Source organism: Microbacterium testaceum (genome assembly GCF_006539145.1).
Taxonomy (GTDB): Bacteria; Actinomycetota; Actinomycetes; order Actinomycetales; family Microbacteriaceae; genus Microbacterium; species Microbacterium testaceum.
In genome coordinates this window covers 95955-122250 of sequence record NZ_BJML01000009.1, presented here as the reverse complement: position 1 = coordinate 122250, position 26296 = coordinate 95955, and the positions used below count along the sequence as shown (strand labels likewise).

At 70.2% G+C, this 26296-nt stretch carries 26 protein-coding genes; 5 read left to right on the top strand and 21 right to left on the bottom strand.

All coding sequences use genetic code 11. The features are described 5' to 3' along the window. Positions 1 to 11: 11 nt before the first annotated feature. From MTE01_RS13495 to MTE01_RS13450, 10 genes are all read right to left on the bottom strand, one after another. Positions 12 to 1505, bottom strand: a complete 1494-nt coding sequence (locus MTE01_RS13495) for an MDR family MFS transporter (RefSeq protein ID WP_141378046.1) — start codon at positions 1503 to 1505, stop codon at positions 12 to 14. A 129-nt stretch (positions 1506 to 1634) separates the two neighbouring features. After that, positions 1635 to 2396: an SDR family NAD(P)-dependent oxidoreductase gene (locus tag MTE01_RS13490; RefSeq protein WP_103207847.1), complete on the bottom strand. Its 762-nt coding sequence runs from the start codon at positions 2394 to 2396 to the stop codon at positions 1635 to 1637. Next, complete coding sequence (locus tag MTE01_RS13485; protein ID WP_103207845.1) at positions 2393 to 3364, bottom strand: fumarylacetoacetate hydrolase family protein; 972 nt, start codon at positions 3362 to 3364, stop codon at positions 2393 to 2395. The genes MTE01_RS13490 and MTE01_RS13485 overlap by 4 nt, the downstream gene beginning before the upstream one ends. Further along, positions 3361 to 4392, bottom strand: coding sequence for an amidohydrolase family protein (locus MTE01_RS13480; RefSeq protein ID WP_103207843.1), 1032 nt, complete (start codon positions 4390 to 4392; stop codon positions 3361 to 3363). The genes MTE01_RS13485 and MTE01_RS13480 overlap by 4 nt, the downstream gene beginning before the upstream one ends. Then, positions 4389 to 5522, bottom strand: a complete 1134-nt coding sequence (locus tag MTE01_RS13475; RefSeq protein ID WP_141378045.1) for an FAD-dependent monooxygenase — start codon at positions 5520 to 5522, stop codon at positions 4389 to 4391. The genes MTE01_RS13480 and MTE01_RS13475 overlap by 4 nt, the downstream gene beginning before the upstream one ends. Before the next feature lie 35 nt (positions 5523 to 5557). Then, on the bottom strand, positions 5558 to 6493 hold the full coding sequence (locus tag MTE01_RS13470) for a cyclase family protein (protein ID WP_141378076.1): 936 nt from the start codon (positions 6491 to 6493) through the stop codon (positions 5558 to 5560). A gap of 110 nt (positions 6494 to 6603) precedes the next feature. After that, on the bottom strand, positions 6604 to 7551 hold the full coding sequence (locus tag MTE01_RS13465) for a fumarylacetoacetate hydrolase family protein (protein ID WP_141378044.1): 948 nt from the start codon (positions 7549 to 7551) through the stop codon (positions 6604 to 6606). 34 nt (positions 7552 to 7585) lie between these two features. Next, positions 7586 to 8602 (bottom strand): VOC family protein, encoded by a 1017-nt coding sequence (locus MTE01_RS13460; RefSeq protein ID WP_141378043.1) that lies wholly within the window; start codon positions 8600 to 8602, stop codon positions 7586 to 7588. Between the two features lie 287 nt (positions 8603 to 8889). Next, positions 8890 to 9627 carry a hypothetical protein gene (locus MTE01_RS13455; RefSeq protein ID WP_141378042.1) on the bottom strand — a complete coding sequence of 246 codons (738 nt, stop codon included), beginning with the start codon at positions 9625 to 9627 and terminating at the stop codon, positions 8890 to 8892. Beyond that, a complete protein-coding gene (locus MTE01_RS13450; RefSeq protein ID WP_141378041.1) occupies positions 9624 to 10715 on the bottom strand; it encodes a Gfo/Idh/MocA family protein in 1092 nt (363 codons plus the stop codon). Before MTE01_RS13450 ends, MTE01_RS13455 begins: the two co-directional genes overlap by 4 nt. Before the next feature lie 109 nt (positions 10716 to 10824). Here MTE01_RS13450 and MTE01_RS13445 point away from each other — a divergent pair, with 109 nt between their 5' ends. From MTE01_RS13445 to MTE01_RS13425, 5 genes are all read left to right on the top strand, one after another. Continuing rightward, positions 10825 to 12093: an ROK family protein gene (locus MTE01_RS13445; RefSeq protein WP_141378040.1), complete on the top strand. Its 1269-nt coding sequence runs from the start codon at positions 10825 to 10827 to the stop codon at positions 12091 to 12093. Positions 12094 to 12179: 86 nt separating this feature from the next. Continuing rightward, positions 12180 to 12593 carry a hypothetical protein gene (locus MTE01_RS13440; RefSeq protein ID WP_141378039.1) on the top strand — a complete coding sequence of 138 codons (414 nt, stop codon included), beginning with the start codon at positions 12180 to 12182 and terminating at the stop codon, positions 12591 to 12593. Next, positions 12590 to 13600, top strand: a complete 1011-nt coding sequence (locus MTE01_RS13435; protein WP_141378038.1) for a restriction endonuclease subunit R — start codon at positions 12590 to 12592, stop codon at positions 13598 to 13600. The genes MTE01_RS13440 and MTE01_RS13435 overlap by 4 nt, the downstream gene beginning before the upstream one ends. Next, positions 13597 to 14556, top strand: coding sequence for a sugar phosphate isomerase/epimerase family protein (locus tag MTE01_RS13430; protein ID WP_058595943.1), 960 nt, complete (start codon positions 13597 to 13599; stop codon positions 14554 to 14556). The genes MTE01_RS13435 and MTE01_RS13430 overlap by 4 nt, the downstream gene beginning before the upstream one ends. Continuing rightward, positions 14553 to 15542, top strand: a complete 990-nt coding sequence (locus tag MTE01_RS13425; protein WP_116239554.1) for a sugar phosphate isomerase/epimerase family protein — start codon at positions 14553 to 14555, stop codon at positions 15540 to 15542. Before MTE01_RS13430 ends, MTE01_RS13425 begins: the two co-directional genes overlap by 4 nt. A 252-nt stretch (positions 15543 to 15794) precedes the next feature. On the opposite strand, the gene MTE01_RS13420 is transcribed toward MTE01_RS13425, so the two are convergent. From MTE01_RS13420 to MTE01_RS13370, 11 genes are all read right to left on the bottom strand, one after another. Further along, positions 15795 to 16781, bottom strand: a complete 987-nt coding sequence (locus tag MTE01_RS13420) for a Gfo/Idh/MocA family protein (RefSeq protein WP_141378037.1) — start codon at positions 16779 to 16781, stop codon at positions 15795 to 15797. A gap of 182 nt (positions 16782 to 16963) precedes the next feature. Beyond that, on the bottom strand, positions 16964 to 17836 hold the full coding sequence (locus MTE01_RS13415) for a ThuA domain-containing protein (protein ID WP_141378036.1): 873 nt from the start codon (positions 17834 to 17836) through the stop codon (positions 16964 to 16966). Between the two features lie 3 nt (positions 17837 to 17839). Next, positions 17840 to 18844, bottom strand: coding sequence for a sugar phosphate isomerase/epimerase family protein (locus tag MTE01_RS13410; RefSeq protein ID WP_141378035.1), 1005 nt, complete (start codon positions 18842 to 18844; stop codon positions 17840 to 17842). Between the two features lie 32 nt (positions 18845 to 18876). Then, positions 18877 to 20067 (bottom strand): Gfo/Idh/MocA family protein, encoded by a 1191-nt coding sequence (locus tag MTE01_RS13405; RefSeq protein ID WP_174799698.1) that lies wholly within the window; start codon positions 20065 to 20067, stop codon positions 18877 to 18879. Next, positions 20064 to 20480, bottom strand: a complete 417-nt coding sequence (locus MTE01_RS13400) for a C-glycoside deglycosidase beta subunit domain-containing protein (RefSeq protein WP_116239556.1) — start codon at positions 20478 to 20480, stop codon at positions 20064 to 20066. The genes MTE01_RS13405 and MTE01_RS13400 overlap by 4 nt, the downstream gene beginning before the upstream one ends. Positions 20481 to 20492: 12 nt before the next feature. Beyond that, positions 20493 to 21275 (bottom strand): nuclear transport factor 2 family protein, encoded by a 783-nt coding sequence (locus MTE01_RS13395; RefSeq protein ID WP_103208568.1) that lies wholly within the window; start codon positions 21273 to 21275, stop codon positions 20493 to 20495. Positions 21276 to 21301: 26 nt separating this feature from the next. Further along, positions 21302 to 22336 carry a sugar phosphate isomerase/epimerase family protein gene (locus MTE01_RS13390; protein ID WP_103207814.1) on the bottom strand — a complete coding sequence of 345 codons (1035 nt, stop codon included), beginning with the start codon at positions 22334 to 22336 and terminating at the stop codon, positions 21302 to 21304. Between the two features lie 13 nt (positions 22337 to 22349). Continuing rightward, complete coding sequence (locus tag MTE01_RS13385) at positions 22350 to 23450, bottom strand: sugar phosphate isomerase/epimerase family protein (protein WP_141378034.1); 1101 nt, start codon at positions 23448 to 23450, stop codon at positions 22350 to 22352. Then, complete coding sequence (locus tag MTE01_RS13380; RefSeq protein WP_103208567.1) at positions 23447 to 23854, bottom strand: C-glycoside deglycosidase beta subunit domain-containing protein; 408 nt, start codon at positions 23852 to 23854, stop codon at positions 23447 to 23449. Before MTE01_RS13380 ends, MTE01_RS13385 begins: the two co-directional genes overlap by 4 nt. Before the next feature lie 91 nt (positions 23855 to 23945). Beyond that, on the bottom strand, positions 23946 to 25493 hold the full coding sequence (gene carA, locus MTE01_RS13375; RefSeq protein WP_141378033.1) for a c-glycoside 3-oxidase CarA: 1548 nt from the start codon (positions 25491 to 25493) through the stop codon (positions 23946 to 23948). Continuing rightward, positions 25490 to 26284 carry a TIM barrel protein gene (locus MTE01_RS13370; protein ID WP_141378032.1) on the bottom strand — a complete coding sequence of 265 codons (795 nt, stop codon included), beginning with the start codon at positions 26282 to 26284 and terminating at the stop codon, positions 25490 to 25492. Before MTE01_RS13370 ends, carA begins: the two co-directional genes overlap by 4 nt. Between the last annotated feature and the right edge of the window lie 12 nt (positions 26285 to 26296).

Below are 26296 nucleotides of genomic sequence, written 5' to 3'. Positions count from 1 at the left end.
GGGGCGGGTACTCAGGCAGGTTGGCGGTCGACCGGCTCGGCGACCGCCTGCGCCATCTCGTCCGACAGGCGCTCCGCGGGCAGGAACAGTGCGACGACCACGCCGCACGCGTAGACGAGCGCGAGCCCCAGGAAGATGGGCGCGAAGACGTCGTGGTAGACGAGGCCGATCTCGTCCTGGACGGCTCCGGGGGTCGATCGCACCACCGCAGGTGTGAGGGTGGCGGCATCCAATCCCGCCGGAAGAGCGGCCGCGACCGAGAAGCCGATCACGCCTCCGACGAGCGCGGTTCCGACGGCGGCCCCGACCTGGCGCACGAGGTTCGTCGTCGCGGTGACCGCCCCGAGGTCGTCGAGAGACGCCGCGTTCTGCACGACCGCGAAGATCAGATTCGTGAAGGCCCCCGTGCCGATGCCGACCGCGGCCATGACCGCCATCGGCGCCCACAGCGGCACGCCCGCGGGAAGCACGGCCATCGTGAGCAGGCCGACCGCGGCGAGCGCGGTGCCCGCCACCGGGTAGAGCCGGTATCGACCCGACCGGCTGACGAGCCACCCCGTCAGCAGACTGCTGACGAGCATGCCGAGAACGGTCGCTATCGGGACGAGTCCCGAGACCGTCGCGGTGGTCCGGTACGCCATCTGCACGTAGGTCGGCATGTAGGCGACCACCGAGAACAGGCCGGCGCCGACGACGAGCGAGAGGCCGAGGCATACGAGGATCGTGCGGTTGCGCAGGATCCTCGGCGGCAGGATGGGGGCGTCGGCCCGGCGCTCGATGAGGACGAGGGCCAGGATGCCGGCAGCCGCCGCGACCGCGCACGCGATCGCCGCGGGGCGCAGGGCGTCGTCGCCGATCCACGTGACCGCGAGGATGAGAGCCAGGAGCGAGCCGGTGAACACGAGCGAGCCCGGCACGTCGAAACGGGGGTGGGCGCCGCCCGGGAGGCCCGGAACCGCCGTGAGCGCCAGGACGAGCGCCACGACGCCCACCGGGATGTTGATCCAGAACACCCAGGGCCAACTCGCGTAGTCGGTGATGAGGCCGCCGACCACCGGACCGACGACGATCGCGACGGGGAAGGCCGCACCGATCACGGCCATGTAGCGCGGTCTCTGACGCGGGGTGGTGACCCGGGCGACGATGGTCTGCGACATGAGCTGCAGCCCGGCGGAGCCGAGCCCCTGCAAGACCCGCGCGGCGAGGAGCCAGCCGAGGTCGGGTGCGAATCCGCACGCGAGCGAAGCGACGAGGAAGAGGACCAGCGAGACGACGAAGACGCGTCTGGGGCCCAGGACGTCTCCGAGCTTGCCGAGGACGGGGAGCATCACGGTGGCGGCGAGGGTGTAGCCGACCATGATCCAGCTCATGTGCTCGAGCGCGCCGAGGTCGCCGGCGATCGTGGCCAGAGAGGTAGAGACGACCGTGTGATCGAGGGCACCGAGGAACGACACCGCGAGCAGGGCCGCGACGAGAACGCGCAAGCGCGTGGGGGAGAGAGTCATGCGTGGGGCGCCGTACGACCGGGCGATCGACGCGACCGTATGTGCCGCTCCGGCTCCCTCACCGGGCGAACGGACCCGAAGGGCCCCGACGTCGTGCCCATCATAGCCCACTTATGTCGAAAATCAACATTAGAGCAGGGCGCGACTGAGCACCGTGGCGGCGCCGGAGAGCGCCTGCCCACCGTCGACACCGATCTCGGCTCCGGTGATGAAAGCCGCGGCATCCGAGAGCAGGAAAACCACGACCCCCGCGAGCTCGTCGACCTCGCCCGCGCGACCGAGCGGGATGATCCGCTCGTTCGCCGCGCGGAAGGCGGGTGGAGCGCTGGCGGTCATGGCCGTGTCGACGAATCCGGGGTGCACGAGATTGACGCGGATCCCGCGCGGCCCGAGCTCCGTCACGCACGCGTGCGTGAGGCCGCGGAGCGCCCACTTGCTCGCGGTGTACGCCGCCGTGTAGTGCCCCGTGAGTCCGGCGACCGAGCCGATGTTGACGATCGAGGAGCCGGCATCCATCGACGGCAGCAGAGCCTGGACGCCGAGCATGGCGCCCGTCACGTTCACCGCGAAGACGCGGTCCCAGTCGGCGCGCACGAGCGAGCCGATGCGGGCGCGATGGGTGATGCCCGCGTTGTTGACGAGACCGCGCACCCGGCGGCCCTCCAGTGAGGCGGCGAGCGCTGCCCAGCCCGCCTCGGACGACACGTCGAGACGGCGGTAGGCGATCGACCCCTCGGGGGCTGCCGCGAGAAGGTCGGCGGCCCCGTCGGCCAGGTCGACCGCGATGACCTCGGCACCCTGGCGGGCGAGGGCGAGGGCTTCGGCCGCCCCCTGGCCGCCCGCCGCGCCCGTGACGACGAAGAGGTTGCCGGTGACGCCGGACGTGCTCATCGCGACCGTGCCCGCGACCGCTCCCGCGCCCGGGCGACGGGCGGCGCCGCTACCCGCTCCCCTACGACGTTGACGACCTCGCCGACGCCCTCGATCGCCAGGCGCACCTCATCGCCCGGTTCGAGCGGGCGCGGGTCGAGGCCGCCGCGACGACCCCACAGCTCGCCGAGGCAGCCGCCGTTGCCGACGGTCCCCGAGCCGAGCACGTCGCCCGGCACGACCACGGAATTGCGCGCGGCGTAGGCCACGAGCTCGGCGAACGGCCAGCCCATGTTCGACACGAGGTCGTGGCCGATCAGCTCGCCGTTGACGAACAGCTCCGCGCGCACGGCGAGGAAGCCGTCTTCGTCGACGAAGGGCTCCATCTCATCGGCCGTGACGATCCACGGCCCGAGGGTCATGGCGAAGTCCTTGCCCTTGGCGGGCCCCAGGCGCACCTTCATCTCGCGGGACTGCAGGTCGCGCGCCGACCAGTCGTTCATCACGGTGTAGCCGAAGATATGGGATGCCGCCGTCGTGGCATCCAGGTTCTCGCCGTCGGAACCCGGTACCGCTCCGATCACGACCGCCAGCTCGAGCTCGACGTCGAGGCGCTGTGTCTCGGGGATCGCGATGACGTCCCCCGTCGCCCGCACGGTGTGCGGGTTGGTGAAGTAGAACGTCGGCGCCTCGTACCACTCGGGCACGACCTCGCTCCTGCCGTCGACCGAGGCGCTCACGCCCTCGACGTGCTCCTCGAAGGCCACGAAATCGCGTATCGAGGCCGGCACGAGAGGGGCGAGCAGGTGCACCTCGGACAGCGACCTCGCGGCGGCGCGATCCCGACGTTCGAAGAGCGCCGACACCACCGACAGCCCCTGCGCCAAGACCTCGGCGACCCGCAGTCCGTCCGGGAACGGCACGACCGCGTCACCGTCGACGAAGCCCTCGCCCACGTCGGCGCCGTCTGTCCAGCGAGCGATCCTCACGCGTGCACCCGCGTGCGCAGCAGTTCGGCGGCGTTCCCGCCCAGGATGCCGGTCGTGTCGGCATCCGTCAGCCCCGCCCCGCGTACGAAGGCGACGGGCTCGTCCAGGCCCATGTCGAAGGGGAAGTCGCTCCCCAGCAGTACCCGGTCCGCTCCCGCCGCCTCGACGAGCCAGCGCAGCGCCCGCTCGTCGTGCACGACGGTGTCGAACCAGATCTTCGAAAGGTACGTCGACGGCGCATGCGCGCAGCCGTGCGCCTCGGGGCGCACCCTCCAGGCCCGGTCGCTCCGCCCGATCGCGGTCGGCAGATATCCGCCCCCGTGCGCGGCGATCAGACGGAGTCCCGGATGCCGGTCCAGCACGCCCGCGAAGATCAGGTGCGACAACGCGACGGCGTTCTCGGTGGGCTGGCCGACCGTGTTGGAGAGGTAGAACCGGTCGAGCCGCTCGTCGAGTGAGCAGCCGAAGGGGTGGAGGAACACCACGGCACGCAATTCGGCCGCCCGCGCCCAGAAGGGCTCGAGACGCTCGTCGCTGAGTTCGACCTCGCCCGCGAACGAGGAGATCTCCACGCCCGCGAGGCCCCGACCGAGCACGGCGTCGTCGAGAGCGTCGACCACGAGGTGCGGGTGCTGCAGGGGCACGGTGCCCAAGCCCACGAGCCGGTCGGGCGCCTGCGCGACGTGCTCCGCGATGAGACGGTTCGCCTCGCCGGTCGCCCAGGTCGCGAGTCCTTCGTTCGCCCACGGGTAGAAGTGGTTCGGAGAGGGGCTTACCCATTGCCGGTCGACGCCCTGCGCGTCCATCGCGGCCAGGCGAGCCTCGACCGAGGTCAGCTTCGGGAAGCGCTCGCCGATCATGCGCCCCGAGGCCTGCAGGCTCGGCAAGCCGTTCCGGCGCAGCTCCAGGTCGGCCGCGGCCTGCACGTCCTCGGGCACCCGACGCTCGACCTCGGCGTGCAGGCCGGGCATCAGGAGGTGGGCGTGGACGTCGGTGACCTCGGGCGCACCCTGCTGCGGGACGCTCATGCGCGGGCCGCCGTCAGCTGCGCGACACCGAACATCAGGCCGCCCATGTCGGCGTCGCGGACGCCGTCGAGCTGCCACTGACCGAGCTGCACCGAGGCGTCGACGATGGCTTTCGCCCGCGCCACTCGGCGTTCGTGGAACTCGTCCCACAGCGTCTGGTCCACGGCATCCCGGTTCACGAGCAGCTCGCTGAGGACCGCCGCGTCTTCCAGTCCCTGGGCCGCGCCCTGAGCGATCGTGGGAGGGCAGCTGTGCGCGGCGTCGCCGATGACGACGGCGCGACTGCGGTTCCACGGGGCATCGACGAGGTGGCGCGTGAACCACGTGTAGTTGGCGTCGGCGCCGGCCTCGATGTCGGCGCGGATGTGGTTCCACGGGCCGTCGTAGGCGCGCGACTGCTCGACCATGATGCGCCGCGCCTCCTCGGGGGAGGCGCTCGAGCGGTCCTGCGCCGCCTCGACGAGGAACGCGTACATGGTGTCGTCACCCGTGGGGGTGTAGCCCGCGATGTACATCGGCCCGCCGTAGTACAGCTCGCTGCGGTCGACCTCGGGAGGCAGCGAGACGAACGTGCGCCAGATTCCCATGCCCGTCTGCTCGGGAGAGACGTGGATGCCGATCATCTCGCGCACCGCCGAGTGCAGGCCATCGGCGCCGACGAGCACATCGAAGGTGCCCGCGGGCCGACCGTCGACCTCGACGGCGACGGCGTCGTCGGTCTGCGAGACGCCCGTCACACGGGTGCCGAAGTGCACGCGCGCACCGGAGCGCTCGGCCTCGGCGAGCAGGATGCGGGCGAGGTCGGGGCGGGACATACCCATGGTGGAGGGGTAGTCGGGGCCTCCGGTCTTGAGGTCGGGGAGAGCCGCGACGACGGGCGCCCCGGGGCCGGGGGCGCGGAGGTTCAAGCCCTCGAATGCCCTTCCGGCGGCGGCGATCTCGTCCCAGACACCGAGCTCGTCGAAAACGCGCAGGGCGTTGCCCTGCAGCGTGATGCCCGAGCCATGCGTGGACAGCGCGGGCTGGGCGTCGTAGAGGTCGACCTCGACACCGGCCTTGGCGAGGAAGATGGCGGTGGCAAGGCCAGCGACGCCGGCTCCGGCGATCGCGACTTTCTGAACGGCGGTCATGTCAGAACCTCTCTGTTCTGGGACGGGTGAAGGAATTACAGCAGAGCGACGGGGTTCACCGGCGACCCGACGGCCCCGGTGATCGGCAACGGCGGGGCCGAGAGCAGGAACTGCCACCGACCCGCGGCCGCGCAGTGCGAGGCGAGCGCGTCGAGGTTCCACATCTCGCCGATCGTCAGACCCATGTTCGGGATCACGACCTGGTGCAGCGGTTGGAAGGCCGGCACGTCGAACTCGTTCGGACGCACCTCGAAGCCCCAGGTGTCGGTCGCGATCGCGGCGATCTCGGTGCGGTGCAGCCACCCGGCCGTGGTGAGCGAGAGTCCCGGTGCGGGGCCGCCCGCGTAGTCGCCCCAGCCCTCGCGGTGCGCGCGCGTGTAGTGGCCGGTGCGCACGAGCACGATGTCGCCTCGCTCGATCTCGACACCCTCGGCGTCGGCGCAGGCCTCGAGGTCACCGACCGTGATCGCGTAGCCGTCAGCGAGTTCTCGGGTGTCGGGGGCGAGGTGACGGCCCAGGTCCAGCAGGACGCCCCGCGAGACGATCACGTCGGCCGCGTGTTCGATGCCGGTGACGAGATCGCCGTCGCTCGTCACGACGTCGCCCGCCCGGCGCCCGTTCCAGGCGTACCCGTGGTCGAAGATGTGACCGAGGCCGTCCCACTGCGTCGAGCACTGCAGGGGCATCGCGATGACGTCGTCGGCGCCGCCGATGCCGTGCGGGAAGCCCTGGTTGCCTCGCTCGGCATCCGTGCCCGTGTCGGTCATCGTGTGCACCGGGTTGGTGCGCCGGCGCCAGCCCTTCTGCGGCCCGTCGGTGTCGAAGCGCTGCGAGAGCGAGATCGAGACGCCGTCGCGCACGAGGGCCGCGGCCCGGCGACGCTTGTCGGCGTCGATGAAGTTGAGCGTGCCGAGCACGTCGTCCTCGCCCCAGCGGCCCCAGTTGCGGAACGCCTCGGCGCGCGCGGCGATCTCGGTCTCGGGATTCTGCCGGTCGAGGTCGGCCGGGTCCTCGGACGGGAGGGCCCCCGGAGCCGCGCCCGGTCGTCGCGCCGCGTCCGGTCCCTGAGCTGGTCGGAGGGTCACGACGCCGCCTCCCCCACGCACCGCACGACCTGCGTACCGAGCGCACCGATGGTCCCCGTCATCACGTCGCCGTCGCGCAGGAACCTCTTCCAGTGCTGGCCGTTGCCGGCGGGGCTGCCCGTCAGCAGCAGGTCGCCCGGGAGCAGGGGGTGCGTCTGCGAGGCCGCCGAGACGAGCGCCGGGACGTCGAAGAGAAGGTCGGAGGTGTTGGCATCCTGCATCACCTGCCCGTTCAGTTCGAGACGTACGGGGGTGTCGGTCGAGTCGACGAAACGCGCGGGCACGAGCAGAGGCCCGGTCGGCAGGAACCCGGGGGCGTTCTTCGCCCGGTACCAGTCCGTGCCGATCTCCTTCATGTCCTTTCGGAACACGAGATCGCGCGTCGTGATGTCGTTGACGATCGTGTACCCGGCGACGTGATCGAGAGCGTCCTCGCGCGAGACGCGGAACGCCTCGCGGCCGATCACGACGGCGAGCTCGAGCTCCCAGTCATGCACCTCGCTGTAGGCGGGAAGCACGAGCGGCACGTCGTCGCCGACGACGCACGCGGTGAGCCCGATGAAGAAGTACGGCTCGCCGCTGCGGGCGCGCTCGTCCATCATCTCGGCGGCGAAGGAGTGTGCCTCTTCGGGCGTGCGGTCGGTGTTCTGCGTCAGGCCCGCGGCCACGAGCTGAATGACGTGCTCGCGGTAGTTGGCGCCGGTCTGCAGCACCTGCCGCGGCTCGACGGGCGCCGTGAGAGTGACGGTCGAAAGCGGATGCCACTCCCCCGGCGCTTCGGTCAGGCCTTCGATTCGATCCCAGTCGGGGTCGGCGAGGAACGCGTTCAGACCGCCTCCCAGCTCGGCGTCGCTGAGCGGGCGGATGCGGTCGCCGACCACGAGGCCGACGCGCACGGCATCCCCGTCTCGGAAGCGCGCGAGCGCGAACGGTGCAGTCGTCATGATGGTTCTCACTTTCCCCGACCGGGATCGACCCTCAGCCCCGACCCTCGACGGCGTAGGGGTTGAGCAGGGCGTCCTTGATCTCGTCGGGCACGCCCTCTTCGGTGGCGCTGGGGCCGTCGGCCGGCGGGAACGACTCGGTCATCGACATGGGCATGCGGCCGTTGCGGTAGAAGTTGTTCGACCCCTGCGACGGCTTCCAGGTGTTGGCCTCCCAGTCGGGCACGTAGTTGCGGTAGCCGCCGGTGTTCAGCTCGATGCGCAGGCTCGAGGGCTCGCGGTAGTAGAGGAACGTCTGCTCGCCGATCCCGTGAATGTTGGGGCCGTACTCGATGGGGATGCCGTTCTCCATGAGCGTGTCGGCCGCGATGAGCAGTTCTTCGCGGGTGTCGACCCAGAAGGCGTAGTGGTTGATGCGGCCGGCGCGGCTCGAGCCGTCGAGCACGACGCCGAGGTCGTGCGACTTCTCGTTGGTCGTGAGCACCGAGAACACCGAGATGGGGGCTTCGTCGAGCACGGTGCGCGCCATGAAGCGGAACCCGAGCGTGTCGACGTACCACTGCACGAACGCGTCGACGTCCTGCGTGGCGACGGTGACGTGGTCGAGCTGGCGCGGGGCTCCGGCGACGGGGCTGCGCTTCTCGGGGCGGTCGGGGAAGATCGAAGCCGTGTGCGGCTCGGCGCGGTGACGCTCGACCTCCCAGTGCAGGGTCATGTTGTGGCCGAACGGCCCGGTGAAGCGGAAGGCGCGGCCGATGCCGCGGCCCTCGAACCACTCGCCCTCGATACCGGCGGCCTGCACGCGCTTCGCGGCCTCCTCGAGGGCCTCGGCCGACGAGGTCCGCCACGCCATGGTCTCGAGCGAGGGCTCGTCGCCCTGGGCGACGACGACGGAGTACGCGTAGTAGTCGCCCCAGCAGCGGAGGTAGACACGGCCGTCTTCGCGGGCGACCTCGGTCAGCCCCACCTGATGGACGTAGAAGTCCACCGAGGCCTCGACATCAGGAGTCGTGATCGCGACGAACGACAGATGAGAGAGAAGCTTGATCATCTTCGATCCTTTCGGTGAATCGGGTCGTTCCGACTCTTCTTCCACTATCCGACCGAAGTCGATATCAGGGAATCCGATTCTGTGGATGCCGGGCATCGGCGTGAGTTATCCGCTGCCGGAGCGAGCGCGGACGGCTGGGGTGCCCTTCCTCGGACAGTCGGCCCCGCGTCCCACTTATGACGGTGCATGTCCCAGTTGTGGTCACTTGCGGAGCCGGCAACCGACCAAAAGTGGGACATGCTCCGGCGGGAGCGGGACATGACAGGCTCCGGCGGGAGCGGTCGCGCTCATCCGGGGAAGTGCGAGATGGCGGCATCGTCGGCCGCCAGCTCCGCGAGGTCGCTCAGCGCCGTGCCCGACTCGACGGCCTCCAGAACCCGGCGCAGCGCGAGACGCTCGGGGGATTCCCGCCGAACGGGCCGGATGCGGCGACCGTCCTCGTCATCGAAGGCCACCTCGCACAGCGGCGATGTGCTGTCGACGCGCACCTCGACCCGTCGCGGCCCGAGCGCCGTGGCGACCAGAGCGCCGCCCACCCCGCCGCCGATCGCGCGGGTGACACTCAGGCCGACGCCGTCCGGACCGCGCAGGGACATCGTCGTCGCCGCCGCTGTGTCGGCGCGACCGACGACGCTCAGCGGGCCGCCGGCGAGCACCCGCGCCCACCCGATCGCGTCGCGGAGGAGGGCCGTGGCATCCGTTCGCCCTCCCCACGCGTCGACCACGATGTGACGAGGGGCGACCGCCTGCGCCGTCGCGTCGGCGAACACGTCGGGCCGCAGGCGTCGACGGACGACCGCGACTGGAACGCCGATCACCCAGAGCCGCCCGAGGACGGCGGCCGGCAGCGGCTCGGGCTCGTCGACGATGAACGCGGTCGCATCGACCAGCCGTTCCCACCACGCGCCGCGCCCCGCGACGACGCGGACACCGTCGACGCCGACGCCGAGTCGCACGCGGGGCGCGAGCTCGGCCACCGCGGCGCGGTAGGCGGGGATATCCGTGCGCACCTCGATCGCATTCACCGTCCGACCTCCGCTCGCTCGGCGCCATCCGGCCCGGCCTCCTCGCGCACCGCCCCCGCCCGAACGGCCGCGGCCGCTCCGTCGGCGATCGCCAGCACGAAGACCGCGTCCGCGCGCAACTCGTCGTACTCCATCGCGGCCTCTCCGCGCAGCAGCGCGGCGAGCGCGCGCCACTCCACCTCGTAGCCGTCGCGACGGTCGATCGGGTATACCGTGTGCACCCCCTGGGCATCGCGAACCGTCGTGCGCGCCCCGCCGACGTGCACGAACGGCGGGGGGAATTCGACCTCGACTCGGGCACCCGCGGTGACGACGCTGACGCGCCAGAGCGAATCGGCACCCTCGGGGAGCATCACGGTCGTGAACCGGACGAGCGCGCCGTTCGCGCGCAGCGCCAGATCGAACCCCACGGGCGCCACCGGCCGAGCCCACACCAGGTCGGGCGCGGCCGGCACGAGGTCGCGGACAAGCGGCAGGTCGTGCACCCCGAGCCCGGCCACGAGCTGTCGCACGATCGCCGCGCTCTGCTCGGGATCGTCGAGGTCGAGCGGCGGGCGGTGCACGGGCGCACCAGCGGGAAGCGGCTCGCCCATCGTCACCGCGTGATACCGGTCGTTCGGCGACAGGCAGAGCGTCACCGTCACCGCCGCGATCCGACCGTCGAGCGCACTCAGGTGGTGCGTCGCCCGCGTCCATGCAGGGTCGAAGAGGTGGTTCGTGCCGACGACGAGCAGCGCACCGACCGCGGCGCACTCGGCGACGAGACGGTCGGCCTCGTCGGCGGTGTCGGCCAGGGGCTTCTCGCAGAAGATCGCCCGTCGCCCCGCAGCCAGAGCAGCACGCACGTGCTCGGTGTGCCGTGCGGGCGGGCTGCAGATCGCCACGACGTCGACCTCGGGATCGGCGAGCAGCTCTTCGACCCCCGACGACGCCCGCGCTCCGAAGCGCTCCGCGATCAGGGCGGCTCGACCGCTACCCGCGTCGCTGACGTGGACGAGCCGGAAGTCACCGTCGGTGCGGGCGAGGGTGGGGGCGTGCAGAGCCGCCACTCCCGGCCCCGCGCCGATGATGCCCACGCCCCACGTCATCCTGGCCCCCTCGCCACTTCGGTGTGAATCACGCTGAAGTTAGAGACAAATGAACCATAGATCTCGCGTTTCCGGCAGTGGGCGGCTTGTCCTGTGTGAGGATCGACCCATGGCGAACGTGTCCACCCTCCGCTTCGGCGCACAGACCGACGAAGTCACGAGCCTGTTGCGCATCGTCAACATGGTGCGATCGGGCGACGCGGTCACCCGACCCGAGATCGGCCGCGTGACCGGGCTCGGTCGAGGAGTCGTCGCGCAGCGCGTTGACCGGGCCGTCGAGATGGGCTTCCTCGAAGATGCGGAATACGCCCCGTCGTCGGGCGGACGTGCTCCGCGCACCCTGCGCTTCCGCGCCGAGCGGGGGCGCATCGTCGTCTGCGCCCTGGGCGGCCAGCACATCCACGTCGGCGTGACCGATCTCGACGGCACGATCCTCGACGAGGCCCACCGCGCCTGGAACATCGCCAGCGGCCCCGAAGAGACCCTCGACACGGCGACCGCCATGGTCGACGACCTGCTCGCGTCCGGTGACGGGACCCCCGCCTGGGCCATCGTGGTCGGCCTCCCCGGCCCCGTCGACTTCGAGACCGGAAGACCGGTCGCCCCGCCGATCATGCCCGGATGGAACGGCTTCGACGTGCGCGGGGCGTTCGAGCAGCGCTACGGCGCGCCCGTCTGGGTCGACAACGACGTCAACCTGCTCGCCGCCGGCGAGCGCGCGCGGCATCGCGACGAGGGCATCGATCTGATCTACTGCAAGGTCGGCACGGGCATCGGCGCGGGCCTCGTCTCGCACGGACGCCTGCACCGCGGCGCGAACGGCGCAGCGGGCGACATGGGCCACGTGCGCGTCCCCGGCGCCGAGCAGGTGTGCCGGTGCGGCAAGATCGGATGCCTCGAGGCCGTGGCCGGCGGGTGGGCCCTCGTGCGTGACGCGCACGAGGCGATCGAGCGGGGCGCCACCGGCGTCCTCGCCGACAGTGCGGCATCCGGGACCGACCTCACTCTCGAGAGCATCACTATCGCGGCCACCCGGGGCGACGCCCTGGCCACCTCCCTCGTGCAGACTTCGGCTCGACAGGTCGGCGAGGCGATCGCCGCCCTCGTGAACATGTTCAACCCGAGTCTCATCGTCATCGGTGGAGCCGTCGCCTCGACAGGCGAGCTGTTCCTCGCCGAGGTCCGCCACCGCGTCTACGAGCTCTCGCTCCCGCTCGCCACACGCGATCTGGTCATCCGCACCAGCGAGAGCGACGCCCGCGAACCGGTGCGCGGCGGCGTCGACCTCGCCCAGGAGCAGCTGTTCGAGGTGAGCCTGCCGCGCTGGTTCGCCGACGGCCGTCCGACGGTGGCGGCGGTGCACGGCCTCTTCGACTAACTTCTTTCTATTTCCGACATTAGTCGGTAGGTTGTGTGCGGAAGCGCTTCGTCCGAGGCGCCGCGACACGAGGACGTGTGCCCGCCATGACCCTTTCGGCTCTCCGCGACGATGCCCTGCGCGGCGTCGACGGCGCGACCCGACTGCGCCTCTCGCTGCCGTGGATCCGCTCGCTGCCCCTGTCGAGTCTGCTCGACCCGATCGTGCAGCTCGACGGCAGGGAGTTCGAGCCCGCGATCATCCTCGGCGAGCGTCGCCTCTCCCCCGATGCCCTGCCGCAGGAGGACGGCTGGTGGTACCTCCAAGACCGCGTCGTCCTCGAGATCCCGGATGCCGTGAGCCCCGGCATCCATCAGGTCTCGGTCTCGTTCCGCCTGGAGATCCCCTACCTGCCCGGCGGGCCCGATGCACCCCTGCGCCTGCCCTTCGCGTTCACCCGCACGCTCGACACGGACGCCGTCGCCGCCGGTGTCGCGCGTGCCGTCGGAGGGACCACATGAGCCTCCCCGTCGGCTGGCAGCTCACCGCCAGCGCCTTCAACCTCACCCCCGAGGTGATCCGCGCCGAGCGGACCGCCCCCGACCTCGCCCTCACCTTGGTCGAGCGGGGCGTGGCCACGGGCATCGAGATCGAGCTCGGCCAGATGTGGCGCGGGTTCCCCGACCCTCCGCACCCCGACGCCCGCGCCTTCCGCGACCGGCTCGCCGCGGCGGGCGGACGCGTCAGCATCGTGGGCGTCAGCATCGACGAGTTCGACCGCGGCCGTCGACGCGCGGATGCCGAGCGCCGGGCGTTCCTCGAGCCGCAGCTGCGCGCCGCAGCCGCGGTCGGCGCCACGGGCGTCCGTCTGCCGATCGGCCAGGCCGGGGCCATTCTCGACGATCTCGTCCCCCTGCTCGAAGAGCTCGACCTCGTGCTCTACGAGGAGGCGCAGGGCCACGAGACGCCCACCGCGCGTCCGGCGGCCTATGACCGGATCGCCCAGCTCGACACCCCGCACGTGCGGCTGCTGCTCGACATCAGCATGCTCATGCCCGCGCTCCCCGTGACCTACCTCGATCGGCTCGAGCGCGGTGGCATCCGCCCCGATCTGCTCCGACGACTGCGCGCCGAGTGGCGCGACCCCGCGACCCAGGACGCGGTCGTCGACCTCCTGCGCTCCGGGCAGGTGCCCGGGCCCGTGCACACCCTCTTCATGAACCTGCTCGTGCGCTTCGGACGCGCGCGGGCTTCCGATCTGGCATCCGTCCTCCCTCTTCTCGGCGCCGTGCACCTGAAGTTCTGGGACCTCGACGACGCCGACGACCGGATCTCCGACCCCCTTCGCGACGTGGGCGCCGCCCTCGCCGCGACGGGCTTCACCGGCACGCTCTGCAGCGAGTGGGGCGGCCAGGAGTGGCTCGACGACGACCCGTGGGAGATGACGTCGCGTCATCTCTCGTTGGCCGCCGGCGCCCTCTCCGACCGTCACCCATCCGCATCCCTCCAGAGAGCGAGCACGCAATGACCGACCGACCCATCAAGTGGAGCTACATGGACCACTGGCGGGCCCAGGGCCCCGCCGGCCCCTACGACCAGTGGCAGTCCAAGCTGGCGATGAAGCGCTTCCTGCAGCAGGTCGCCGCCGTCGGCTTCGACGCGATCGACACCTTCGACTTCCGCATCTGGCAGATCTTCGAGCAGTACGGCTCGGTGGCGAACTACCAGGAGTTCGTGCAGGAGCAGGGCCTCGAGCGCATCGTCAACACGTTCCACGGCGTGTACTACTCACCCGATCGCTACGCCCCCGAAGTGCCGGCGACCCACGGCACGATTCTCGAAGACTTCCAGCGGACGCTCGACATGTGGTCGGGCATCCAGCTCGACAACATCATCGTCATGCCCGGATCCCGCTACTTCGACGAGGCCGGCGTGCCCGACGACGGGCTCAAGCACGCGGCCGACATCTGGGGCAAGGTCGGCGAGCTCACGCAGCAGTACGGCGTCAACCTCACCTGCCACCACGAGTTCTACGCCGGCATCCGCACGCGTGATCAGATCGACCGCTTCTATTCGTACGCCGATCCCCGCTACGTGAAGTTCTTCGTCGACACCGCCCAGCACTGCATCGCCGACGTCGACCCGGTCGACGTATACGAGAAGCACCACGAGCGCGTGACGGGCTTCCACTTCAAGGACACCCGCCACAAAGACGTCAACGACGACTATCGGATGTTCCCGGATGCCGAGGTGTCGGCGAAGACGACCGAGAAATGGTTCTACGAGATGGGCACCGACGAGGGGCTGGTCGACTTCGAGGCCATGATGCGCTCGGTGCGCGACAACGGCTACACCGGCTGGATCAGCGTTGAGCACGACAAGGCCGACAAGCTCGGCGGCGACTACGCCGAGAGCACCGCGATCTCGCGGTGGTACGCCAAGAACGTGCTCGACGGCATCTACAACGAGGAGGTGGCGCGATGAGCGACGTGCGCTGGGCCTACGCCATCAACCAGTGGGACACCAACATCGACTCGTTCGTGCGCACGCGCGAGCACGAGAGGGCCTTCAAGACGGCATCCATCAGCGGATTCCCGGGCGTCGAGCTGACCGCCGAGAGCTTCGGCGCGTGGGAACCGCTCGGCACTCCGCAGCAGCTCGCCGACCTCTACGGCTCGGTCGAGAAGTTCGGGGAGTTCCTCTCCTCGTGCGCGATCGAGGCCGTGAGCAGCTACGTCTACGACCCCGCCGTCGGGTTCGAGGTCGAGATGGGCCGCGGGCCCGACCCGCTCGACCCCGCCTCGGTCGAGCAGATCGTCCGCACCGCCCGGTGGTTCGCCGATGCTCTTCGCCGTCTCGGGGGCAGCGTGCTGGTCGTGCGCGCGGCGCCGTCGGCATGGCAGACGGGGGCCCTGTCCGCCGAGCAGATCGACGTGCTCGCGCGCCTGTGGAACGCCGTCGGAGAAGCGATCGCGGCGGACGGCATCGCGCTGGGCCTGCACGTCGACTTCCTCTCGGCGCTGCGGCTCGACGACGGCATCTCGCGCCTCCTCGAGGCGACGGATGCCGAGAAGGTCGGCCTCGCGATCGACACCGCCGAGCTCGCGATCGCGGGCATCGACCCGGTGGCTCTCTACCGCCGTCACGCCGACCGCGTCGTGCACGTGCAGCTGAAGGACGCCCGCGAGACGGTGGACGACGCCGAGGCGTCGACACCCCACGCGGAGCAGTTCATCCGCACCGAGGGCGGCGCGCGCAAGATCCTGCGCTGGTTCTACGAGCCGAGCGACGAACGCGCGCTGGTCGACTTCGAGGGCTTCGTGGGCGCCCTGGCCGAACACGGCTACCGCGGCTGGATCGTCGTGGAGTCCGACCAGAGCCCTCACCCCGCCGAGAGCACGATGGTCGCTGGCTGGTACGTGCAGAAGGTGCTGCGGCCGATCCTGGAGGGCGCCCGCGTCGCCGGCTGACCGGCGATACCCCACCGTCCATGGATCCCGCACGCCAGGCGTGCCGTCAGACGGAGTTCGCCCCCGACACGCCGCCGCGCTCGGCGGCAGGGCAGCGTGTCGGTCCTGCACTTCGCCTGACGGCACCCCGCCCGGGCGCGCGGCACACGGGCGGCCGCAGTCGACGACGTGCGGGGGCTCTGCGACGAGACGCGGATCGGTCTGCCCCGTGGCATCCCCCGTTCTCGCGCACCCCGCCCGACGACACGTGCGTCAGCGCGGCTCCAGCCCTGCCGCGCGGTAGATCGCGTCGACCACCCGCATCGTTCCCACACCCCGACGCGCGTCGAGGAGACTCTCCGACCCGTCGCCGAGCACCACCGCGAGGTGCTCGAGCTGGCGCGCATAGCTGTTCTCGGCGGGATCGGCGGACGACTGGCGCAGCACGGTGCCCTCGGTCGCTGTGACGGTGAGCGTCGCGCCCCACTGCGGAACGATCACACTCGTCGCAAGCAGCGACGCCTCGCTGCCGTCCACGCGCACCCACATCGCGCCGGTGTCGTCACCGAGGAACGAGGCGCGAAGGAGGGCCGGGATGCCACCGGGCAGCCGCAGTTCCGCGTCGGTCTGCAGGTCGATGCGCGGGTCGGCGTCGTACGGCTGCGCGACGGCGGACACGACCTGGGGCTCTCCGAACGCCGCGCGCAGCAGGTCGACGGCATAACAGCCGACGTCCATCACGGCGCCCCCGGCGAGGTCGCCGTCGAGGCGGATGTTGCCGGGCTGGACGACGAAGTGCGGGATGCTGAAGTCGATCTCGACGAGTCTCACCTCGCCGAGAATCCCCGACGCGATGGTCTCGAGAAGGTCGCGGATGAAGCCGTGCAGGCGGAAGTGGAACCCGACGAAGGCGCGGAGCCCCGCGGCATCCGCGGCATCGGCGATGGCCGCCGCGGTGGTGCCGTTGGCCGACAGCGGTTTCTCGCACAGCACATGCTTGCCGGCCGCAAGAGCACGAGAAGCCCACTCGGCGTGCACGATCGGCGGCAGCGCCAGGTAGATCAGGTCGATCCGCGGATCGGACAGCACTGCGTCGTAGTCGCCCCAGGCGGGCACGTCGAGTCGCTCGGCGAACGTGCGCGCCCGCTCGGGGTCACGCGCGCCGATGGCGACGACCTCGACGCCGTCGACACCGTGCGCCGGCTCGACCATCGCGCGCTCGGCGATGCCGCCCGCCCCGAGTATCCCGATCCCGATCATGCCTCGTCTCCCCTCACGCATAAACGCGATCGGCGCGCATAAACGCGGTGTGCCCGTGTTTCCGCGAGCGGATCGCGTTTATGCGTGTCGTGACCCCGGCCGGCGCCCCGCTCCCGGCCCGACCCGCGCGTGAGCCGCACCCGCGAGCGGGCCACCGGCGGGACGGGCATCGGTTCCGCGCCTCAGCCCTCGCCGTTGTAGTACGGCCAGGGGTTGATGCGACGGTCGCCACGGCGGTCGGGTCCGGTCAGCGTCACTTCGCCGGTCGCGGCCCACTCCACGCCCCGCGGGAACATGCGGATGAACTCGATGCGTCGGAACGTGTCGATGTCGTGGCCGATCGTGATCGTGAACGACCGCCCGGCGCCGTACTCGTTGATCCACGCGAGCGGCTGCTCGGTGTTGATCCCGGGCAGCGCGGCGATGCCCTCGGGCGGGATGTCGACCGGGTAGTGCGACATCGGCCACACCGGCGCCTTCTCGTACGCCTCGAGGTCGTCGAAGGTCGTCAGCAACACCTGGGCGCCCTCGTACATCTGCACGCCGACCAGGATGTCGTCGCCGGTGACGGTCCACGTCGCGTTGATGCCCTCGGTGATCGGATGCCGTGGCTCGGTCGTGTGCAGCTGCGCCTCGCCCCACGGGCGGGGGCGGAGGCCCGTCTCCCACGCGCTGAGCTTGGCGCCGCGCATGACGTTGTACTCCTCGGGGTAGCCCCAGCGGTCCTCTTGAGCTGCGGAACCGTGGAACCAGACGATGCCCTTGCCCTCGTCGTGCACGAACCGCAGGATCGCGGCATCCGTCTCCTCGCCGAAGCCGGTCGCCATGTCGTGGTACCCGTCGCGGCCCTCGAAGATGACGATGAGCACGTCGTACTTGTCGATCACGCTCGCCGGCAGTCCCCGCGGGTCCTCGACGACGCGGACCTTGAAGCGCCCGGTGTCTTCGAGCAGCGTCGTAATCCACTGGTTGTGCAGGCGGAAGCTGCGGTGGGCGTTGTCGTGCTCGATGGTCATGTGACCCGAAAGGATGAGAACGTTCAGCACGTCGGTCATGCGTCAGCCTTTCTGAGAGAACGCGGCGTCGAACAGCTGGTGCGGCGGGGTGATCCCGCCGAGTTTGCGTACGAACGCGAGGGCCTCTGGGCCGCCGACGAGGCGGTCCATCCCGGCGTCCTCCCACTCCACGCTCGTGGGTCCGTCGTAGCCGATCGCGTTGAGGGCGCGGAACAGCGGCTCCCACGGCACATCGCCGTGACCGGTCGAGACGAAGGTCCAGCCGCGGCGCGGGTTGTCCCACGACAGGTGGGATCCGAGCACGCCGTTGCGGCCGTCGAGGTTGGTCGTGGACTCCTTGCAGTGCACGTGGAAGATGTGGTCGGCGAAGTCGAGCACGAACGCGACCGAGTCGAGCTGCTGCCACACGAAGTGCGAGGGGTCGAAGTTGAACCCGAAGCTCTTCCGGTGCCCGATGGCCTCCAGCGTCTTCTTCGCCGTCCAGTAGTCGTACGCGATCTCGGACGGGTGCACCTCGAGGGCGAAGCGCACCCCGACCTCTTCGAAGACGTCGAGGATCGGATGCCACCGCTCGGCGAAGTCCGCGTAGCCTCGCTCGATCATGGCGTCGGAGGCCGGCGGGAACATCGCCACGTACTTCCAGATGCTCGACCCCGTGAAGCCGGTCACGGTCTTCACCCCGAGCTTGGCGGCGAAGCGCGCCGTGTTCTTGAGGTCTTCGGCCGCACGCTGGCGCACGCCCTCGGCATCCCCGTCTCCCCATACCCGGGGCGGCACGATGTCGTGGTGGCGCTCGTCGATGGGGTCGTCGCAGACCGCCTGGCCGACGAGGTGGTTCGAGATCGTCCACACCTTCAGGCCGTTGCGCTCGAGGATGTCGAGGCGCGACTGCACGTAGTCGGCGTCGTCCCAGCGCGCGACGTCGATGTGGTCGCCCCAGCAGGCGATCTCGAGGCCGTCGTAGCCCCACTCCCCCGCGAGGCGCGCGACCTCTTCGAAGGGCAGGTCGGCCCACTGGCCGGTGAACAGGGTGATCGGGCGAGCCATGACGGCGGTCCTTTCCGGGCGAGGAGCGGGAGTCAGAGAGCGGGGATGGGTGCGCCGACGCGGGTCCAGGCGGACTCGGCGGCGCTGCTGCGCTCGACGGCGTCGAGGACGCGCTGCACGCACAGGCCCTCATCGAACGAGGAGTGCGGGTCGGAACCGTCGGCGATCGCGTTGACGAGGTCGACGACCTGGTGGCTGAAGCCGTGCTCGTAACCGAGCAGGTGCCCCGCGGGCCACCACGCCGAGACGTAGGGATGCTGCGACTCGGTGACGAGGATCTGCGTGAACCCCTGCCGGCCCTCGGGCGCCGTGCGGTCGTAGAAGCGCAGGCTGTTGAGGTCTTCGAGGTCGAATGCGAGCGCGCCACGATCGCCCGACACCTCGATGGTCAGAGCGTTCTTGCGGCCGGTCGCGAAGCGGGTGGCTTCGAACGAGGCCAGGGCGCCGTTCGCCAGGCGGCCGGTGAAGATCGCGACGTCATCGACGGTCACCGCGCCCTTCTCTGCGGCACCGGCACCGTTCGACAGCCCCATCGATCCGTCGGCGGGAAGGGGTCTCTCCTTCACGATCGTGTCGATCGTGCCCGAGACCCGCTCCACGCCCAGACCGGTGACGAACTGGGTCATGTCGATGATGTGCGCCCCGATGTCGCCGAGCGCGCCCGACCCGGCTTGCTCCTTCTGCAGGCGCCACGCGAGCGGCGTCTCGGGGTCGACGAGCCAGTCCTGCCGATAGGCCGCGCGCACCTGCTGCACCGTGCCGACCGCCCCCTCGGCGATCATGTCGCGCAGCAGCGTGACCGCGGGCACCCGACGGTAGGTGAACCCCACCATCGATCGGATGCCGCGGACCCGAGCCCGCGCGGCGGCTTCGGCCATCGCCTCGGCCTCGGCCACGGTGTTGGCCAGGGGCTTCTCGCACAGGACGTGCTTACCCGCGTCGAGGGCGGCGATCGCGATCTCGGCGTGGGATTCGCCGGGCGTCACGATGTCGACGATGTCGATGTCGTCACGCCCGACGATCTCGCGCCAATCGGTGGCCGACTCGGCCCAGCCCCATTTCGCGGCGGCGGAGGCCACGGCATCCGGATTCCGTCCGACGACCACCGCCATCTCGATCTCGCGCGGCAGGTCGAACATGCGCGGCGCCTGACGCCAGCCGACGGAGTGGGCGGCACCCATGAAGCCGTAGCCGATCATGGCGACGCGCAGAGGACGGGTCATGACAGCACCAGCTCTCGCTCGACCGGAACCCGGTTCGTGACGTACCGCCCGGGGCCGCCGTCGACCCCCGGCATGATCTGCATGTAGAGCAGCCGCATGGTCAGCACGACCTCGACGGTCACCGCCTCGCCCGCCGCGAGCGGGGCCTCGAGGTGGATCAGGACGTCGGGCCGGTCGGCGACGAACCACAGCGTCTCGGACTGCTCGGGCAGTTCCTCGACGCGGTACTCGCGACCCCCGAGCGAGAACCGCAGGTCGTCCTTCGGCACGGCGACACCGTTCACCGTCGCGGCGACGTCGTCGACGGCAGACAGCCAGAGGCTGCGGTACCAGGGCAGCTGCACCGAGACGGCGAGGCCGTCGTCGGTGCGACGGACGTCCTTCTCGGCGAAGAGCGAGTTGTGGGTGGCCATGGGGCTTGTCTCTCAGGCGTAGTTGTCGGAGAAGGTCTGGTGCGCGACGGGAGGCGCGGGCTCGAGCTTCTGCGTGGTCTCGGGGCTGTAGGGGTGGTTCGTGGAGGGCACCGGCTCGTCGGCCTTCGGCATGAAGACGGGCTTGCCGTCGTCGCCGAAGTACATGAGGTCGAGGTCGAACGCACCCTGGTTCTTCAGGCCGAAGGCGACCCAGTTCTCCTCGAAGGGCGCCCGGGCGAGCTCGTAGCAGCGGAACTTCCAGAACTTCCACTCGCCGTCCTGCTTGAGGAAGTCGATCGCGTACTTGCACCACACCCAGTGGGCCCAGACCTTCTTGCCGAGCACTTCCTCGGGCGAGTACATGTCGGGGAACTCCTCCGCGACCTTCGGGTCGGTCAGCCCCGATTCGGTGCCCGCCATCATCCACACGCCGGTGGCGGTCTTGCCGTCGCCGGCGACCTCGATCACCGGGGTGTTGGTGGCGTGCAGGATGAGCTTGCCCTCGGGGTGGGGACGACCGCGGTGGTAGTCGGTGACGCTCTGCCAGGTCGTGTACTGACCGGCGTTGGTGTAGCGCGCGCGGATGCCCTCGGTGCCCTCCTTCACCCACAGCGGGATGATCTGCTCGTCCTCGAAGGCGTTGTGCAGGTACATGTAGCGGTTGAAGAGGTTCTCGACCTGCCCGCGGTCCTCGGCGCGCTGCGCGAGGGCGTGGGCGGCCTCGACCTGCTCGCGCAGGCGGGTGACCTCGGCGATGAGGTCGGAGACGGATGCCTCGGTGGTGGTGTTCGACATGGTCATTCCTTCGTTGTGGTGGTGGATTACGCGGGCTGGCGCGCCGCGACGGTGTTCTCGATGGCTGTGCGCATGAGCGCGTGCTGCTTCTTCACGAGATCGACGGGATCGCTCTCGCCGAGGTCGCTGAAGGCGTGGCCCTCCCACTCGCTGGAGAGGTAGCCCTCGTATCCCCCGTCGACGAACTGCGTGACGATGCGGGGGATGTCCATGGCCGGTTCTTCGCCGTCGGCGCCGATGTCGTAGAACTTCGCGTGCACGTGGAAGATCTGCGGCATGATGTCGAGCCACTCCTCCGGCGGCACGAGACCGTGCATGTTGAAGGCCAGACGCGTGAACGGCCCGAAGCGCAGGGGGTCGACGCCCTCGCCCGTGAGGTAGTCCTCGAATCTCTGGTTGCGCACGTGCATGGGCGCGGGCTCGCGCCAGATCTCGTCCATGACCGGGAAGTGCTTCTCGTCCATGCCCATCTGGCCGAGCGTGCGCAGCAGGGTCGGGGAGAGCGAGTGCATGGTCGACGAGAAGTCGGCGGTGAAGCCGAGGCGGTCGCTCCCGAGTTCGTCGTAGACCTCGCGGATCTCGAGCACCTTGGAGTCGTTCGGCCCTGAGGGCGCGTGGATCTCGTACGCGAGTCTCTGGTCGTACTTCTCGGCGAGGGGCAGCAGACGGCGCAGCAGCTCCTTGCCGGCCGAGCGGATGACGACCGTCGTGAAGCCGAGGGTGTGCGCCGACTTCAGCTGACGGGCGAAGAAGTCGTGCTCCTCGTCGGGGGTCATGTCTCGGTCTGCGCGGCGGCCCATGTCGAGGTTGGTCCCCACGGCGCTCGCCTCGAGGCCGTACTTCTCGAGCGAGTCGAACCAGAGCTTCGTGAACTCGGCGTCGACGTCGGGGTACGAGCGCAGGAGCTGCGCGAAGTTGAACTCCACGCCCGGACCGATCCCCTGGTCGTGCACCTCGCGGATCAGCGTCTCGGGGGTGTAGACCCCCGCGGCGAACTCGCTCGTCATCGAGTAGAGGGTGGTACCGAGGCGGATGCCGGTTCCGGCGATGCCGTTCTGCATGACGGAGGTCCTTTCAGGCCCGCACGGCGTGCGACAGGTGGGCATCGAGGGCGCGGCGGGCCTCGACGGCATCCGTGATCATCCGGGAGCCGGCGGCCTCGGCGGCGGTGCGCTGGATGGCCTGCTCGCCGCGGATGATCTCGAAGGGGTTCTGCCAGTGGTTCCAGTGCCAGCCCTCGTACTCGCTCGACACCGCGCCGCTGTAGCCGTTCTCGACCAGCAGGGTGATGAGCTCGGCGACGGGAACCGACGGCTCGTTCCCGTTCTCGTCGATGCCGAAGAACTTGCCGTGCACGTGCTTCACCCACGGCATGATCTCGAGCCAGTCGTCGACGCGCGCGGGGCCGAACAGGCCGGTGCCGTTGATGCCGAAGTCGATGCCGAGGTCGGGGCGGCCGTGCTGATGAGCGAGGCCGATGAACCGACCGAAGCGCTGGCCGTGGTCGGCCTGGTCGGCGGGCGGGCCCTGCTCGTAGTACTCGTCCCACAGGGCGACGACGGCGGACAGCAGCTCCTCCGACGCTCCGCGGCGGCGATACGCCTCGATGAGCGAGGGGGCGAAGCCGGTGACGGTGGCGCCCCAGTCCATCGTGAACCCGAGGAAGGGCGAGCCGACCTTCTCGTACCTGTCGCGCAGCGCGAGGATGCGCGGGTGGGAGGCGTACTGGTCGGCGTGTACCTCGAGGGCGAGCGTGACGCCGTACTCCTCGGCGATCGGGGCGAGAGCCTCCATCGAGTCGGGCGTGAGCGAGATCTGCACCCGCGCGATGGGGAACCCGAGCTTCGCGGCCGCTGCGATCTGCTTGCGCATGTAGGCGATCAGCTCGTCCTGGTCCATCAGCCGGTCGGGGCGCAGACCGATGTCTGCGTTCACCGCGAGAGAGGTGCGCACCAGGCCCACCTCGTCGATCAGATCGGAGAAGCGCCCGGCGAAGTGGTCGTCGATCTCGGGGAATCCGCGGAAGCTCGAGAAACCGATGATCTCGAGCCCCGGACCGAAGCCCTCGGCCGCGGTCTTGCGGATCAGCTGGTCGAGGTCGTACTCGCGGCCGTGGAACGCACGGGTGAAGCTGTAGAGCGTGACGCCCTGGATGGGCGTGCCGAGCTCGGTCATGCGCGGGCCTCCTCGACCTGGCGGACGGTCATGGTCTTGGTGTCGTGCTCCTCGATGTGGAGCACCTGGTCGTCGGCGATGATGATGTAGGGGATGAAGAGCTCGAGGTCGACGCGCACCTCGTGCTCCCCGGCATCCACCGTCAGATCTCCCGACAGCACGGCCGAGTCGGTGGGGAACCACCACTGCTCGGTGTTCGTCTTCATATCGGCGAACGTGAACTCCTCGCCGTTCATCTGCCAGCGGAGCGAGGCAGCGGGGGCCTCGACGCCGTCGATGGTGAGCCTCGCGCCCGAGATGCACGATGCCGGCAGGGCGCGGTACCAGGGCAGCCGCACGTCCACCGATGTCCGCCCGTCGCGGGCGCTGAGGGTGCCCTGCTCGATGATGCGATCCGGGATCACGATGACCTCCTCGTCGGCGCGACAGGAGTCGCAGACCACTTTGTCATGATTTCTACACTATAATGTTTGTTTCCTGCATAAGCAAGAGAACTCAGGCGGATGCCGACTTCGTCGCGACCTGCTCGCGAGCGAGAACGGCAGCGATCTTGCGTGCACCCCGCACGGCGAGCGCCACCGACGTCAACGTCGGGTTGCACGCCGTCGCGGTCGGGATCACTCCGTTGCCCGCGACGAAGAGATCGGGCACGCCCCACACCTCGCTGTCGATGTCGCACACGCTCGTGCCGTCGTCGGCGACGCCCATGCGCGTCGAGCCCTGGTAGTGCAGAGACGACCCGAGCGGAAGGGTGAAGGGGCGATCGCCGACCGGGTCGCCGACGGCCTCGGCCAGACGCACGATCTCCTGACGAGCCCGTTCCACCACCTCGCGATCGTGATCGGTGAGGCGGTAGTGGATGCGGGGAGCCGGCATCCCGTAGCCGTCGACGTGCTCCGCATCGAAGGCGACGCGGTCGTCGGCCCGCAGGTCTTTCGCGCAGAACAACCCGAGTCCCACGATCGAGCCCGGAACCACCGGGTCGTCGTCGGCCAGGGGGATCGGCGAGGCGTCGAGCTGCATGATCTGCCCGTGGAACGGCATGTCGTCGGTGAACGGGACCCAGCTCACCCCGCTGTACTCCGCCAGCCCCGCGGTGGGGTCGTGGGTGTCGAGCAGGGGCATGTTCCGCAGCCGCGAGGCGAACACCACCTGCGCCTGGTCGTTCAGGTACCGCCCGAGAGCCTCCGGGCGCACGCCCGACGCCCACAGCAGCTGCGGGGTGCGCAGCGCGTCGGCCGCGACCACCACGAAGCGCGCCGCGATGGTGTGCTCGTCGCCCGAACGTAGGTCGCGCGCGACGACGCCCGATGCGCGGCCGCCCTCCACGAGTACCCGCACAGCCAGGGTCTCGTCGAAGAGCGCGAAGCGCGGGTTCTCGCGCGTGACCTCTCCCAGCACGACGTCCGACCCCGACCAGACCAGGCGACCGTCGTCGCGCCGGTGGGCGGCCAGCGGCATCCGCTGCACCTTCGTCGCATCGACGCGGCCTTCGTCGACCGCGGCCGAGAGGCGCTCGCGCACGATCGCCCCGAAGGGCGCGGAGTCGAAGGCGTTCGTCGTGACACCCAGCAGACGATCGGCCTCGTCGAGGAGCTCGTCGAGGTCGGGAACGAAGGCGATGCGCTCACTGTCGTTCGGACGCGGGCACGCGCCCGTCCAGTGCGCGGCCATGCCGCCCACGTTGCTCGACATCGCGACGACCGGGAGACCGTCCTCCCCCTCGAACGCGTAACCCTCCTCGAGCAGGAACGTGCCGGGGCGCGCCCCGCGCACGCCGGCCTTGGCGGCGCCGGGGCTGGCGACCTTCTCGCCGCGCTCGCCCGGGCCCTCCGAGGCCACCTGCGCGCGAGCCCGCTCGACCGGGTCGGCGATGTTCTTCACGTGCGCACCGGGAGGATTCGACACCGTCGGGCCGACCTCGAGCATCGCGATCGTCGCCTCCGGCGCGCGCTCAGACAGGATGCGCGCGTAGGCCGAGCCGGTCGGCCCGCTCCCGACGATGACGACGTCGACCGAGGTGGGGTACTGCCGGGTGCTCATGCGGCGCGCGCGATCTCGACGACGTGGGCGACGGATGCCGCCGACGCGGTGGTCGGGTAGTACTCGAGACCCACGGGGCCGTCGTAACCGCTGTCGCGCAGCAGTCGGAAGCGCTCGTTCCAGTCGAGCTCTCCCGTGCCGGGCTCGCCGCGACCGGGGGCGTCGGCCAGCTGCACATAGTGGATGAGGTCGCCGGCGTTCGCCAGCTCGGCCTCCATGTCCTCACCCTCGACGGCCGAGTGATAGATGTCGTAGAGCACGCCGAACTGCGGCGAGGCGACGCCACGGGCGACGTAGACCCCCTCGGCCGTGCGATCCAGCAGCGAACCGGGGTGGTCGACCCGGACGTTCACGGGCTCGAGCACGAGACCGACGCCCGACCCCTCGATCTGGGCGATCGCCGTGGTGTAGATCTCGATGAGCTTGTCGAGCTGCACCTGCCGCTTCCACCCGCCGAAGCCGGTGCCGCTGCCCACGACGATGCGGGGGCATCCGAGGTCGTGGGCGATCGCCACGCCCTCGTCGAGCTTGCGGAAGAACTCGCTGTGGTCCCACGGAGGGATCATGAACTGCGTGCGGGGCTCCGCCAGCTGCGCCGTGAGCTGCACGCCGGTCTCTTCGAGCGCCGCCTTCAGTGCCGGCAGGTCCTTGGGCGTCGCCGGAGCGTCGACCCCCGTGGGACCCCACATCTCGACGGCGTCGAAGCCCGCGGCCGCCGCCGCGCGGACGCGGTCGTGGTAGTCGCCGGCCTCGGTGAAGAGGAGTTCGATGTTGGGGGCGAGTTGATACATGAGGGTGTCCTT